The sequence below is a fragment of the Thermomonospora sp. CIF 1 genome, assembly GCF_001896795.1.
Taxonomy (GTDB): domain Bacteria; phylum Actinomycetota; class Actinomycetes; order Streptosporangiales; family Streptosporangiaceae; genus Thermomonospora; species Thermomonospora curvata.
Genome location: NZ_MOYN02000023.1, coordinates 382,203 through 396,367, shown reverse-complemented (window position 1 = coordinate 396,367; position 14,165 = coordinate 382,203). Strand labels below are relative to the sequence as shown.

Annotated in this window: 10 protein-coding genes and 2 pseudogenes; 10 read left to right on the top strand and 2 right to left on the bottom strand. The window is 71.8% G+C overall.

Going from position 1 to position 14,165, the window contains the following annotated elements; all coding sequences use genetic code 11:
• Window positions 1-242: 242 nt before the first annotated feature.
• The 7 genes from mtrA to BUE48_RS20105 all read left to right on the top strand — a co-directional run bounded on the left by mtrA (window position 243) and on the right by BUE48_RS20105 (window position 9,838).
• The gene (gene mtrA, locus BUE48_RS20135) at window positions 243-920 is read left to right on the top strand and encodes an MtrAB system response regulator MtrA (protein WP_012854356.1); all 678 of its coding nucleotides are present in this window, start codon (window positions 243-245) and stop codon (window positions 918-920) included.
• 291 nt (window positions 921-1,211) lie between these two features.
• A complete protein-coding gene (gene mtrB, locus BUE48_RS20130) occupies window positions 1,212-2,996 on the top strand; it encodes an MtrAB system histidine kinase MtrB (protein WP_012854355.1) in 1,785 nt (594 codons plus the stop codon).
• The gene (locus tag BUE48_RS20125; RefSeq protein ID WP_286990733.1) at window positions 2,993-4,783 is read left to right on the top strand and encodes an LpqB family beta-propeller domain-containing protein; all 1,791 of its coding nucleotides are present in this window, start codon (window positions 2,993-2,995) and stop codon (window positions 4,781-4,783) included. The genes mtrB and BUE48_RS20125 overlap by 4 nt, the downstream gene beginning before the upstream one ends.
• A 106-nt stretch (window positions 4,784-4,889) precedes the next feature.
• Window positions 4,890-5,624 (top strand): ComF family protein, encoded by a 735-nt coding sequence (locus tag BUE48_RS20120; protein WP_286990732.1) that lies wholly within the window; start codon window positions 4,890-4,892, stop codon window positions 5,622-5,624.
• Between the two features lie 936 nt (window positions 5,625-6,560).
• Window positions 6,561-7,226 carry a ribosome hibernation-promoting factor, HPF/YfiA family gene (hpf, locus tag BUE48_RS20115; protein ID WP_012854352.1) on the top strand — a complete coding sequence of 222 codons (666 nt, stop codon included), beginning with the start codon at window positions 6,561-6,563 and terminating at the stop codon, window positions 7,224-7,226.
• 635 nt (window positions 7,227-7,861) lie between these two features.
• The gene (locus BUE48_RS20110; RefSeq protein ID WP_425358346.1) at window positions 7,862-8,512 is read left to right on the top strand and encodes a response regulator; all 651 of its coding nucleotides are present in this window, start codon (window positions 7,862-7,864) and stop codon (window positions 8,510-8,512) included.
• Window positions 8,513-8,641: 129 nt separating this feature from the next.
• A complete protein-coding gene (locus BUE48_RS20105) occupies window positions 8,642-9,838 on the top strand; it encodes a winged helix-turn-helix domain-containing protein (RefSeq protein WP_012854350.1) in 1,197 nt (398 codons plus the stop codon).
• A gap of 11 nt (window positions 9,839-9,849) precedes the next feature.
• Here BUE48_RS20105 and BUE48_RS20100 read toward each other — a convergent pair whose 3' ends face one another.
• The gene (locus BUE48_RS20100; protein ID WP_012854349.1) at window positions 9,850-10,176 is read right to left on the bottom strand and encodes an HGxxPAAW family protein; all 327 of its coding nucleotides are present in this window, start codon (window positions 10,174-10,176) and stop codon (window positions 9,850-9,852) included.
• A 288-nt stretch (window positions 10,177-10,464) separates the two neighbouring features.
• Here BUE48_RS20100 and BUE48_RS24545 point away from each other — a divergent pair.
• The 3 genes and pseudogenes from BUE48_RS24545 to BUE48_RS24535 all read left to right on the top strand — a co-directional run.
• A pseudogene (locus tag BUE48_RS24545) lies at window positions 10,465-11,574 on the top strand (preprotein translocase subunit SecA); the annotation flags it as partial.
• 83 nt (window positions 11,575-11,657) lie between these two features.
• Window positions 11,658-11,738: pseudogene (locus tag BUE48_RS24540) on the top strand (preprotein translocase subunit SecA); the annotation flags it as partial.
• 112 nt (window positions 11,739-11,850) lie between these two features.
• Window positions 11,851-13,248: a preprotein translocase subunit SecA gene (locus BUE48_RS24535; protein WP_353745306.1), complete on the top strand. Its 1,398-nt coding sequence runs from the start codon at window positions 11,851-11,853 to the stop codon at window positions 13,246-13,248.
• A 276-nt stretch (window positions 13,249-13,524) separates the two neighbouring features.
• Here the strand turns inward: BUE48_RS24535 and BUE48_RS20090 are convergent, their stop codons facing one another.
• Complete coding sequence (locus BUE48_RS20090) at window positions 13,525-14,127, bottom strand: Rv3235 family protein (protein ID WP_012854347.1); 603 nt, start codon at window positions 14,125-14,127, stop codon at window positions 13,525-13,527.
• Window positions 14,128-14,165 lie beyond the last annotated feature (38 nt).

The following is a 14,165-nucleotide window of genomic DNA, read 5'->3' as shown; positions in this document are numbered from 1 at the left end:
GCGTGGTATCCGCCATGTCCGCCGTTCGCCGTCTTCAAGCCGCCGCCAAGCCGGCATCGACGGCCGGTCATGCTGGTGGCGAGGGACGTGCACGGCCGAACGGGGGTAGCCTAACTGCCCAAGAACCGCCGAACACGGTCACCGGAGGGCGGTCGGGCCCCGCGCCGAGGGGGTGGGCCGGCTCCCGCCGGTCGCGCTTCATTCGGCGGGGTCATCGCCGACTACATGTAACGATGAGGGCCATGAAAGGACGCGTACTGGTCGTCGACGACGACCTCGCTCTCGCCGAAATGCTCGGCATAGTCCTGCGGGGCGAGGGTTTCGAGCCGTCGTTCGTCCACGACGGGGACAAGGCGCTTGAGGCGTTCCGGGAGACCCGGCCCGATCTCGTGCTGCTGGACCTGATGCTGCCCGGCGCCGACGGCATCGACGTGTGCCGCCAGATCCGCGCCGAGTCCGGCGTCCCGATCGTCATGCTCACCGCCAAGAGCGACACCGTCGACGTGGTGCTGGGGCTGGAGTCGGGCGCCGACGACTACATCGTCAAGCCGTTCAAGCCCAAGGAACTGGTCGCCCGGATGCGCGCCAGGCTGCGCCGCACCGAAGAACCCGCCCCGGAGACGCTGCAGATCGGCGACATCACCATCGACGTGGCCGGGCACTCGGTCAAGCGCGGCGACAAGACCATCCCGCTGACCCCGCTGGAGTTCGACCTGCTGGTGGCGCTGGCCCGCAAGCCCCGCCAGGTGTTCACCCGCGAGGTGCTGCTGGAGCAGGTCTGGGGCTACCGGCACGCCGCCGACACCCGGCTGGTGAACGTCCATGTGCAGCGGCTGCGCGCCAAGATCGAAAAGGACCCGGAGCACCCGGAGATCGTGGTGACGGTCCGCGGCGTCGGCTACAAGGCCGGCCCCGCCTGAGGTCGCGCCCCTCCCGGACGACCCCCCGTGACCGTAAAGCCCGACGACGACGGTCCCCGGCCGGCCCGGACGCGCGGCGCCCTGGGGCCGGTCACCCGTGCCCGCGACCGGCTTCGGCCCTCCGGCGGCCGCCGTCCGGGCGCGGGCAACCGCATTCCCGGCCTGGTCTCCGCACCGGTGCGCACCGCCGGGCCGCGCGTGGTGGCGGGCCTGCGCGCGCACCGTCTGCAGCGGCTCCGTCGGTTCGCCCGCCGGGCTCTGGGCGCCCTCAAGCGGTTCCTGCGCCGCTGGGTGCTGCGGTTCTACACGCGCTGGCGGCGCTCCATCCAGCTGCGGGTGGTCACCTCCACGCTGCTCATCTCCACGGTCGTGGTGGCGATCCTGGGGGTCTTCCTCATGGAGCAGATCACCACCGCCCTGCTCAACGGCAAGGAGAAGAGCGCGCTGCTGCAGCTGGAAGAGGGCATGGGCATCCTGGAGCGGGAGCTGTCGCCCGCCAACGTCTCCGAGGTCACCCTCAACGACGTCACCAACCAGCTCAAGGCGCGCAGCGGCCCTTCGGGCCTGTATGAGGTGTACGTCCGCGACACCCGCGACGAGTACCGCGACGGCTACACCACCAACGACGTGCTGGCCGAAAGCGTCCCCGAGCGGCTGCGCCGGCAGGTGCGCGAGGACCCCGTCGGCACCCAGCACAGCACCTACAGCGAGATCGTCTACATCGGCCGCGAGTCGGTGCCCGGCCTGGTGGTCGGCGCCGGGGACGGCCGCTATGAGCTGTACTACCTGTTCCCGCTGACCCAGGAGCAGCAGACGCTGACCACCGTGGGCAACACCCTGCTGGCCGTCAGCGTGGTGCTGCTGGTGCTGCTGGCCGCGATCGCCTCGGTGGTCACCCGCCAGGTCGTCATCCCGGTGCGGCTGGCCGCCCAGGCCGCCGAGCGGCTGGCCGCCGGCCGGCTGGAGGAGCGGATGAAGGTGCGCGGCGAGGACGACCTGGCCCGCCTGGCCGCCTCCTTCAACGACATGGCCGGCAACCTGCAGGAGAAGATCGTCGAGCTGGAGGAGCTGTCGCAGGTGCAGCGGCAGTTCGTCTCCGACGTCTCCCACGAGCTGCGCACCCCGCTGACCACCATCCGCATCGCCGCCGACATGCTGTACGCCCACCGCGAGCAGTTCTCCGACCCGGCGGTGGGCCGCTCGGCGGAGCTGCTGCAAAGCCAGCTGGAGCGGTTCGAGGCGCTGCTGGCGGACCTGCTGGAGATCAGCCGGCACGACGCGGGCGCGGCCACCTTGGACGCCGAGTCCGTGGACGTGCGCGACCTGGTGCTGCGCGCGGTGGGCGACACCGAGGGGCTGGCCGAGCGCAAGGGCAGCAAGCTGGTCCTGCAGCTGCCCGGTGAGCCGTGCATGGCCGAGGTGGACCGCCGCCGGGTGGAGCGGATCCTGCGCAACCTGCTGGTCAACGCCATCGAGCACGGGGAGGGCAAGGACATCGTGGTGTCGGTGGCCGCCGACCGGGACGCGGTCGCCATGGCCGTCCGCGACCATGGGGTCGGCCTCAAGCCGGGGCAGGCCCAGCAGGTCTTCGAGCGCTTTTGGCGGGCCGACCCGGCGCGCGCCCGCACCACCGGCGGCACCGGGCTGGGGCTGGCCATCGCCAAGGAGGACGCCCAGCTGCACGGCGGCTGGCTGCAGGCCTGGGGCGAGCCGGGCAAGGGCTCGCAGTTCCGGCTGTCGCTGCCCCGGGTCGCCGGGGCCGAGCTGCGGGGCTCGCCGCTGCCGCTGGTCCCGCCGGAGATCGACCTGCCCCGGGCCTCCTTCGGCGGCCGCACCGCCCCGGACGCGCCGGACTCCCAGCCCTCCGCCACGGACCCGGCGCCCGAATCTCCGGTGCCCAAGCCGCGGTCCGGCGCCCAGGACCCGCAGCCGGCGCCCGTCCCCGCAGACGCCCGCGCCGACGAGGACGCGGGCGCAGCCGGCGCCGAGGCGGGCGTCGGCGAGACGGGCGGCCCGGCCGGGGACGGCGAGCCGCGTCCGCAGGGCGCACAGCCCGCGCGGGAGGACGGCCGGTGAGGGCCCGGCTTCGCCTGACCGCCGCCGTCGCGGCGCTGGCCTGCCTGGCCGGGTGCGCGAGCGTGCCCAGCGGCGGCCGGGTCACCTCCGGCCGGCCCGCCGAGCGCGCCGAGCCGATCGCCGAGCCCTATGTGCGGGTGGTGCCGGTCTCGCCGCGTCCCGGCTGGGCGCCGGACAAGATCGTCAAGGGGTTCCTCATCGCCTCCTCGGCGTTCAACGACGACTACAAGGTGGCCCGCCAGTACCTGACCTCCTCGGCCGACGCCGCCTGGCGGCCCGGCCCGCGGCCCCAGGTGATCGTCCTGGACGGCGAGCCGATCATCTCGGCCCCCCGGGAGGCCGGCGGGGAGATGCTCGTGGAGGTGACCGCCACCCGCCTGGGCCACATCGGCTCAGACGGCCAGTACACGGCGCAGCCCGGCGGCGCCTACACCGCCACCTTCGCGTTGCAGAGCAACTCCGCCGGCCAGTGGCGCATCAGCCGCATGCCGGCCGAGCTGCGCGACGGCCTGCTGCTGAGCCAAAGCGATGTGGACCGCGTCTTCCGGGTGCTCAACCTGTACTTCTTCGACCCCGACGGCAAGGTGCTGGTGCCCAACGCCGTCTTCCTGCCGCTGGTCAACCGCCAGCGGCTGGCCCGGCAGCTGGTCGCCGCACTGCTGGCCGGGCCCACCACCTGGCTCAAGCCCGCGGTGCGCAGCTACTTCCCCTCCGGCACCCGGCTGCAGGATGTGGACATCTCCGACGGCGTGGCCACCGTGAGCCTGAGCGCGGAGGCCTACCGGGGCGACCATGAGCGCATGTCGGCCCAGCTGACCTGGACCCTGCAGCGGCTGCCGGAGGTGCGGCGGGTCCGGCTGCAGATCGACGGGGACGCCATCGAGCCGGGCGGGGTGGGGCCGATCCAGGCCCCCGAGGACTGGGAGGAGTACAACTCCGACACCTCCGAGGGCGGCACCGAGGAGACCGTCTACCTGCGCGGCCCCGACGGACGCCCGCACCAGCTGCACGACAACGACGTCACCACCCCGGCGAACACCTCCGGCCGGGACCGCCTGCACCGGCCCGCGCTGTCCCCGCACGATGGGCGCAGCCGCATCGCCGGCCTGAACGCCGACGGCGACACGGTGCTGAGCGGGGACCTGCTGGGCGGCACCCCGATCCGCCCGGTGATGTGGGCCGAGCACTCCGACGGGCGCTTCACCCCGCCCTCGTGGGATCTGCGCGGCTGGCTGTGGAGCGTGGAGTCCTTCTCCGGCGGCTCGTCCCTGTGGCTTCGGCAGCGGGACCGGCAGCCGGTCCGGATCCGCCAGTGGGAGCTGTCCGGGCACCGGGTGGTGGCGTTCCGGGTGGCCCGGGACGGGGTGCGCGTGGCGGCCATCGTGAAGATCGGCGGCAGCAGGCAGCTGCGGCTGGGCCGGATCGTGCGCGACGCCAAGGGAGTGATCAGCGTCGGGGGTTTCCTGCCGATCAGTCCCGAACTGGTGGACGTCACCGATCTGGCCTGGGGCGACTCCACCTCGCTGGCCGTGCTGGGCCGCACCAAGCCCACCGAGACCCAGGTGACGCCCTACTGGGTGCCGGTCAACGGGGGCGACATCCTGCCGGTGGGCACCGCCAGCCAGGGCGAGGCCGAGTCGATCACCGCGGCGCCGGGCTCGCGCATCGTGATCGGTGCGCGGATCAACGGTGAGGACAACATCTGCCGCCAAAGCAGCCTGCGCGACTGGCGGTTCGACCAGTGGAAGTGCGCGCCGCTGGGTTCTGACCCCACCTATTGGAGCTGAGGCGCCCGCCGGCCCGGGACGGGCGGAGGCGGGCCGAACACGCGAGGTTGTCCACAGGTTCGCCGGTGTCTGGCGCCGTGGCGTCGCGGGGGCGCATCGTCGTCGTATGGCGACCTTCGTGACGCGTTTCCTCGCCGGCTTCCTCGCCGATCTGCTGGACCTGGTGCTCCCGCAGCACTGCGCCGGCTGCGGCGCGGCCGCCCTGCGAGCCGGCTCGTCCCCGCGCGGCCTCGGTCCGCTGTGCCCCGTCTGCCGGGCCGCTCTCACCGGCCCGCCCAGGCGCGCCGGGCCGGCGGGGATGCCGTTTGCGTCCTGGTCCGTCGCCGACTACGAGGGCCCGGTGCGCGCCATGCTGAACGCCTACAAGGAGGCGGGGCGCGTCTCCTTGGCGGATCCGCTGGGCGAGGCCCTGGCCCGTGCCGTCCGCGCCGTCGTGGACGCCGGCTGCCCGCGGCCTCGGCCGCAGGTCCTGGTCGTCCCGGTGCCCTCGGCTCCGCGGGCGGTGCGGCGGCGAGGGCACGACCCGGTGAGAGGGCTGGCCGAGGTCGCGGTCCGGCGGCTGCGCGCCGAGGGGGTCCCCGTCTGCTGCCGGCCCGTGCTGCGGCAGGCCAGGGCGGTGGCCGACCAGGCGGGGCTGAACGCCGCCGCACGGGCCGCCAACCTCTCCGGCGCCCTGCGCGTCGCCTCCGCCCGCCGGGTCCAGGGCCGGTGGGTCGTGGTGGTGGACGACGTCGTCACCTCCGGGGCCACGCTCGCCGAGGCCGTGCGGGCGCTGCGGGAGAGCGGTGCCCGCCTCGTCGGCGCGGCCACGGTGGCCGTCACCGCGCGCCGCCGCCCCTGACCGGCGCTTCGCCTCCCGCACCGGGCCTTCTTCAGCGCGTGTTCCGACACCTGCTCTTGGGGCCGGGAGGAGGGCCCTGACGGTGTCCGGGGGCATGACGTTGCAGGTCACGGCACCGTTCCGGCTGCGATGCCCCCGCGTGCGGCCTGTGGGAACGGCGTGTTGGGAAGGACTCACCGCCGTGCGGCCGGGTGCGCCGGCGGACGGCCGCGGTGGGGCGGGGAGGCGGCGGTGTGACGAAAAACCGCGATACGGCCCGAACTGAAAGTGCTGTTTCTGGTGTGATCTGCGGTTTTCGGGGGATATATGTGGCGAAGGCGGTGAGATTGTTCACGTATGAATCGGGCCGGAGAAAAGATTACTCAGCGTAGTGGTCGGCTGGAGAAGTCCTTAAAGTCACAGGTGGGCGGCGTAGCGAAATGGTTACAATCTGTTATTATCGAGATTGGGGTTTCTCAGACTCGACGTCTGGTCATACCGGTATGACCTGGGGTGACGTGTGAAGGAAGGAGGCCCTGTGCGGTGGGGATGGGCGTCCCCGGTCACGGTCCCTGGGTGGCGTCGGACGATGACGGTCGGTGATTTTTCCCGGCTCCACCCTCCTGACATTCGACGCGTAAGGGGTTAGCGTTCCTGACATGGCACCCGCCCGGGTCCGTGGTTGCGTCGGATCACGGTGCTCCGCCGGAGCGCCGCCGGTCCGGCAAGCCGATGCCAGGCGCAGGCGAAACGGCCCACGTAAGGCGACTTCTCGTCGACCGATCACGGTGCGCCTTAGAGGTAAGTCCTGCCTCGCCGGGGGATCAGACATCCGGCGGATGTGGGGACGAAGACCAGGTCGGCCGGGCGGGTGCATCCCACCGAGCTGTGCGACCGTCGCGGGCCACCCCACCCGCGGCGGCCGAAGAACACAATCGGGGAGAAGGGGGGTCCCACGTGGACATCATCGTGAAGGGCCGGCACACCGAGGTCAACGACCGATTCCGGGAGCACGTCGACAACAAGCTGGCCAAGATCGAGCGTTTCGCCCGGAAGATCATCCGGGTGGACGTGGAGGTGTCCGAAGAGCACAACCCGCGCCTGGCCGACCGGCGGGAGCGGGTGGAGCTGACCATCCGCTCGCGCGGCCCGGTGATCCGGGCCGAGGCGGCGGCCGAGGACCGTTACGGGGCCCTGGACCTGGCGCTGGACAAGCTGGAGGCCCGGCTGCGCCGCAGCGCCGACCGGCGCAAGATCCATTACAACAGCGGCACCCGCGCTCCCGCCAAGCTGGCGCACCTGGAGCCGCTGACCGAGCCGCCCGCGGCCGCCCCCCCGGAAGACTCCGCGGAGGGCGCACCGGCGGCCGAGCCCGCCGCGGCGACCGAGCCCGCCGAAGAGGGCGGGAACGTGGTCCCGATCGCGATGGACGGCGACGGCCCGCTCGTCGTCCGCGAGAAGTTCCACCGCTCGGCCCCGATGACCATCGACCAGGCCCTGTATGAGATGGAACTGGTGGGACACGACTTCTTCCTGTTCCGCGACAAGGAGAACGGCCATCCCAGCGTCGTCTACCGGCGCAAGGGCTGGAACTACGGAGTCATCCGGCTGGTAGAGGAGTGAACCTTTTTCAACGCACCGCTTCCGCAGCTCAGTACGGGTACGCCGCGGTCGGGGAGGAGGCCGTGACCTACCGGGGCGCGGCACCGCGCGTCACCGGGGCTCCCGATCTCGGCCACCTGGGGCCACGTGCGGAAAAGGTTCGGTGATCCCGGCGCGACGGCCCCGGCGGTCCGCCGGCGAGCGGCGCCCGGCCGCACGGCGCCGCCGGGCCGCGGCGGAGGCGCCGGTGCCCCGCCGGGAGGGGCGCCTCCCCCGCCGGCGGGCCGCCCGGGACCGCCGGCCCCGGAAGGCGGCGACCTTGCACCGGCCCGGCGGTGGCACGGGGATGCGTCACATGCACGCCGTCCGGGCCCGAGCGTGTAATGATCTAGGTGGTGCCATCCGGCTCCGCTGCAGAGGCGGCGGGGGTTGGCTGCCTGGCGACAATGCCCTATCGCCAGGGCCGCCGATCCGTGCAAGCCTCCCGAAGAGATGAAACCCTCCGAAAGCACAAGGTCGCCGACATTCGAAGGGAGGGCGGCGTTGTGAGCGAGTACCCCGGGACTCCCGGCGCCGCGCCTGGGGGCGCTGCCCGACGGCGGTCCGGTGAGCCGGCCGCGGCTGGAGACGAGCAGTCAGCGACGGACCCGATCCGGGTGCTGATCGTCGACGACCACGCGCTGTTCCGCCGGGGCCTGGAGATGGTCTTGGCCGACGAGCCCGACATCGAGGTGATCGGCGAGGGCGGCGACGGCAACGAGGCGGTCGAGATGGCCCGGGACCTGCTGCCCGACGTGCTGCTGATGGACATCCGCATGCCCCGCCGCAGCGGCATCGAGGCCTGCCGGGCCATCAAGGAGGCGGTGCCCAGCGCCAAGATCGTGATGCTCACCATCAGCGACGAGGACACCGACCTGTTCGAGGCCATCAAGGCGGGCGCCAGCGGCTACCTGCTCAAGGAGATCTCCATCGACGAGGTCCCCCAGGCGGTGCGCGCGGTGCACGGCGGTCAGTCCCTGATCAGCCCCTCGATGGCCTCCAAGCTGATCACCGAGTTCGCCGCGCTGGCCAAGCGCAGCGAGGAGCGCCAGCAGCAGGTGCCCGCCCCCAAGCTCACCGAGCGGGAGATGGAGGTACTGCGCCTGGTGGCCCGGGGCCTGGGCAACCGGGAGATCGCCAAGGAGCTGTTCATCTCCGAGAACACGGTCAAAAACCACGTCCGCAACATCCTGGAGAAGCTGCAGCTGCACTCCCGGATGGAGGCCGTCGTCTACGCCGTCCGCGAAAAGCTCCTGGAGATCACCTGACGGCCGCCGCTCCGGAACCCTCCGGGCGCGGAGTACGACGGTCACCGGCTGCCCACTGCGGCGGCGGCCTTCGGGCGGCCGGCGGCCGATGAGCGGGCCGCTGTCGGCGCCGGTGCGTACGATCTCGGCGTGACCGAGCTGACCGCCGATGAGGCCCGACGCATCCAGCTGCACGCCCAAGGGCTGCTGGGAGCGCAGGTGCGCCGCGAGGGAGTCGCAGGGGTGCTGCGCCGGCTGGGGGCCGTCCAGCTGGACACCATTTCCGTGCTGGCGCGCTCCCACGAACTCGTCCCGTACGCGCGGCTGGGAGCGGTCGGCAGGCGAGCGGTGGAGGACGCCTACTGGAACACCTCCGCCGGCACGGGCGTGGCGTTCGAGTACTGGGCGCACGCCGCCTGCGTGCTGCCGATGGAGGAATGGCCGCTGCTGGAGTTCCGCCGTCGGGAGTTCCGCCGCCGCGGCCGGCGCTGGCACGAGGTCCCGCAGGAGGCGTGCCGGGTCGTGCTCAAGCGGCTGCGCGCCGACGGCCCGCTGACCATGCGGGAGCTGGGCGGGGCCAGGGCCGGCGCCGACTGGTGGGACTGGAGCGAGCAGAAAGTGGCCGTCGAGTGGCTGCTGGACATCGGCGAAGTGGTGTGCGTGCGCCGCAGCGGCTGGCGGCGGGTCTACGACCTGCCCGAACGCGTCGTGCCCGGGCCGCTGCTGGAGAAGACGCCCACCGACGCCGAGTGCCTGGCGCACCTGGTGGCCCGGGCCGGCCGGGCGCTGGGCGTGGCGACGCGGGCCGACCTGGCCGACTACTACCGGCTCAAGGGCGAACAGGTCGATGCGGTGATCGAGGCCAGCGGGCTGGTGCCCGTCCGGGTGGCGGGCTGGCGGCAGCGGGCCTGGGCCGACCCGCGGGCGCTGCAGGCGCCGCCGCGCGGACGGCACGTCACCACGCTGCTGTCCCCGTTCGACTCGCTGGTGTGGGACCGCGCCCGCACCCTGCGGGTGTTCGGCTTCGAACACCGGCTGGAGGCGTACGTCCCCAAGGCCAAGCGGGTGCACGGCTACTACACGATGCCCCTGCTGGCGGGCGGGCGGCTGATCGGCCGGGTCGACCCGGCCCGGGAGGCGGGCGTGCTGGTCGCCCGCCGGGCCTTCCTGGAGCCGTGGGCGACCGCCACGCCCGCCCGGACGCGGCAGGCCGTCGCCGCCCTGAGCACCGCGCTGTGGCGGGCCGCCCAATGGGTCGGCTGCGGGGACGTGCGGGTGGAGGCCATGGATCCCCCGGAACTGACGGCCGCCGTGGAGCAGGCGCTGCGCGGCGGGCCGCAGAACTGAACCGCCTCCGGTCAGCCGTGGGGCTTGACCTCCGGGTCGCTGCCCATCGGGTGGGGCGACTTGCCGGCATACGGGCCGCCGCGCCGCCGGCCGCCCTGCGAGCCGAACAGCGAGTAGTCGATCACCTCCGGGACGACCCTGGGCTCGTCCACCACCACGTCGGAGAAGATCCCGACCACCACGCCCAGCAGTCCGCTGGCCATGACTATGGCAACGCCCACCCAAAACAGCACCCAGTTAGGGCCTAGGCACAAGGCGACTCCGCCGGTGGCGAACCCCACCAGCGCCAACGCGACCACAGCCCACGAGCTGGGCCGTCCCCCATGACTGTTCGACATCGAGCCTCCTCGGCAGGGCGCTTCACACCGCAGGTGACCGGCCGAAACGTCCTGCCCTCGGCGCTTGCCGGCCAAACCCGCGCGCAGCGCCCCGCCCGGGATGTTCGTTCGGTTCCGTTGTCAAGTGACCACAGATTTTCCTCGTCAGGAGGCGGTCAAACAGTAAAGGGCTTCGATTGCGCCGTCGTGTGACCTAGAGCATCCTTGGTGTCGCCTACGATGGCAACGTACGTGTGGTGTGCGTACCGCTGGTCGCGGTGACCCACGATCTGCAAGGAGCCTCCGAGAGTGCCGCCAGTCATCGACAAGATCCTTCGTGCGGGCGAAGGTAAAACTCTGCGCAAGCTCAAGAAGCTCGCAGATCACGTCAACAGCATCGAAGAGGACTTCCTCGAGATGACCGACGCTGAGCTGCGCGAGCTGACCGACAAGTACCGGGAGCGGATCGCCGACGGCGAGACGCTGGATGAGCTGCTGCCGGAGGCGTTCGCGACCGCACGCGAGGCGGCCAGGCGGGTGCTGGGTCAGCGCCACTTCGACGTCCAGGTCATGGGCGGCGCCGCGCTGCATCTGGGCAACATCGCCGAGATGAAGACCGGTGAGGGCAAGACCCTGACCGCCGTGCTGCCGGCCTACCTGAACGCGCTCACCGGCAAAGGCGTGCACATCGTCACGGTCAACGACTACCTGGCCAAGCGCGACGCCGAGTGGATGGGCCGGGTGCACCAGTTCCTGGGCCTGGAGGTGGGCGTCATCCTCCCGCAGATGACGCCGGACGAGCGGCGCAAGGCCTACAACGCCGACATCACCTACGGCACCAACAACGAGTTCGGCTTCGACTACCTGCGCGACAACATGGCCTGGAGCCTGGAGGAGTGCGTCCAGCGCGGCCACCACTACGCGATCGTGGACGAGGTCGACTCGATCCTGATCGACGAGGCTCGCACCCCGCTGATCATCTCCGGCCCGGCGGAGCAGAACACCAAGTGGTACGTGGAGTTCGCCAAGATCGTGCCCAAGCTCAAGCGGGCCAGTGACAAGGACGCCACCGACGGCGACTACCAGGTCGACGAGAAGAAGCGCACCGTCGGCATCCTGGAGTCCGGCGTCGAGAAGGTCGAGGACTGGCTGGGCATCGACAACCGCTGGTCAGCTTCCTCAACAACGCGCTGAAGGCCAAGGAGCTGTACAAGCGCGACCGGGACTACGTCGTGATGAACGGCGAGGTCCTGATCGTGGACGAGTTCACCGGCCGCATCCTGCACGGCCGCCGCTACAACGAGGGCATGCACCAGGCCATCGAGGCCAAGGAGGGCGTGCCGATCAAGGACGAGAACCAGACGCTCGCCACGATCACCCTGCAGAACTACTTCCGGCTGTACGAGAAGCTGGCGGGCATGACCGGCACCGCCCAGACCGAGGCGGCGGAGTTCAACAAGATCTACAAGCTCGGCGTGGTGCCCATCCCGACCAACAAGCCGATGATCCGCAAGGATCAGCCGGACGTGGTCTACAAGACCGAGCAGGCCAAGTTCGAGGCCGTGGTCGACGACATCGCCGAGCGGCACGCCAAGGGCCAGCCGGTGCTGGTCGGCACCACCTCGGTGGAGAAGTCCGAGCGGCGAGAAGGAGTCGGCGATCGTCGCCGAGGCGGGCCGGCTGGGCGCGGTCACCGTGGCCACCAACATGGCCGGCCGCGGCACCGACATCATGCTCGGCGGCAACCCCGACTTCATCGCCGACCGGCAGCTGCACGAGCGCGGGCTGTCCCCGCTGGAGACGCCCGAGGAGTACGAGGCCGCCTGGCCGGAGGCGCTGGAGAAGGCCAAGGAGGCCGTCAAGGGCGAGTACGAGAAGGTCGTCGAGGCCGGCGGCCTGTATGTGGTGGGCACCGAGCGGCACGAGTCGCGGCGGATCGACAACCAGCTGCGCGGCCGGTCCGGCCGGCAGGGCGACCCGGGCGAGTCCCGGTTCTACCTGTCGCTGGAGGACGACCTGATGCGGCTGTTCAACTCCGTCCGGGTCGAGGCGATCATGAACCGCCTCAACATCCCCGACGACGTGCCGATCGAGTCCAAGATCGTCACCAAGGCGATCCAGTCCGCCCAGACCCAGATCGAGCAGCAGAACTTCGAGATCCGCAAGAACGTCCTCAAGTACGACGAGGTCCTCAACCGGCAGCGCCAGGTGATCTACGCCGAGCGCCGCAAGGTGCTGGAGGGCGCCGACCTGCACGAGCAGGTCCGCCGCATGATCGATGAGGTCATCGACGGCTATGTGGCCGGCGCCACCAGCGAGGGCTTCGCCGAGGACTGGGATCTGGACAAGCTCTGGAAGGCGTTCAAGCAGCTGTATCCGATCTCCGTCACGATCGACGACGTGGTGGAGGAGGTCGGCGGCGACATCTCCGCCCTGGACGCCGAGACGCTGGCCGAGCGGATCCGCAAGGACGCCCAGGAGGCCTACGACCGGCGCGAGGCCGAGCTGGGGCCAGAAGTCATGCGCGAGCTGGAGCGCCGGGTCATCTTGTCGGTGCTGGACCGCAAGTGGCGCGAGCACCTGTACGAGATGGACTACCTGCAGGAGGGCATCGGCCTGCGGGCGATGGCGCAGCGCGACCCGCTGGTGGAGTACCAGCGGGAGGGCTACGACATGTTCAACGCGATGCTCGACGGCATCAAGGAAGAGTCCGTCGGCTACCTGTTCAACATCGAGGTCGAGGTCGAAGAGCAGCCGCCGCCCGCCCCGGCGGTCGGGGCCAAGCCGGTGGCCGTCGCGGCGACCGCCACCGACACCGCCAAGGCCGAGGAGAGCGCCGAGGAGGCCGCCGAGGCCGAGGGCGAGCCGGCCGAGGCCCAGGAGACCCCGACGATCCGCGCCAAGGGCCTGGAGAAGCCCAAGCCCAAGAAGCTGGACTACTCCGCGCCCACCGTCGACGGCGAGGGCGGTGTGGAGGTCCGCAGCGAGGAGGTCAAGGACGAGTACGCGGGCGTCGGCCGCAACGAGCCCTGCCCCTGCGGCTCGGGCAAGAAGTTCAAGCGCTGCCACGGCGACCCGCGCAACCGGAACTGACGCATCTGCTCCGGCGAACGGGGCATGACCCGGGCGAAGCGGCCCTCCGGGAGTTCTCCGGAGGGCCGCTTCGCCTTTTCCGTCCCGCCGGGCACCCGGTCACGGGGGAGTGCCGCTTTCTGACCGCCCGATGCTTCCTGGCGGTGAGGTGTTCCCGGCTGCTGAGATCGCCTGCTTGAAGGCGGCGCCGGGCGGTGGGAGGGGCATGCGAAGCGGTCTTCTGGAGAGGTCGAGGCTCGCCGGCACCCGGCCTGTGGCGGTGTGGCCGTTGCGCCCTCACCGGCCCGGTGGTCTTTGCCGGTGAGGCGTTCCCGGCGGCGCGGTCGTCTCCAGGGCGGTGCAGCGCCAGCGGCCCCGGTGGCGTTCCAGCCGCAGGGCCAGCGCCTGCACCCGCCCGGCCAGGGCGATGACCGCTCCCGTCTCGGCGGCGCCCGGGGCGGGCTCCTGCAGCCAGGAGGCCAGCATCCGGGGCGGACGGACCGGCCCGCGGTGCGGCGCGAGGAACGGGAGCAGCCCCTCGCAGACCTGGGGCGTCGCCCGGCGGGCCAGTTGCCGCACCGGGCGGATGCCCGCCAGCACCTCGGCCACCAGCCGCACGGTGGCGGCGGCCACCGCGGGCAGGTCCTCGTCCCGGTCCGGGGAGCCCACCGCCCGCAGCACGGGCATCGCCGGAGAGTTCCGCGAGATCGCCGGGCGCGACCGGCCGGCCGCGGCCCGTTCGCCGGGACGGGACGGCCCGCCGGGGAGCGGGCAGAGCCCGGCGGGGGCCGGCTCGGGCTGCAGGGCCAGCGCACCGAAGACGGCGGGCTGGGCGGACGCGGCGGCGTACGGGAGGACCCGTACGGGAGACGCGGTGTGACGCCTGGTACGGCTGGGCATATGTCGGCCTCCTCGTGCAGATGGGAAATCCGAGGCGG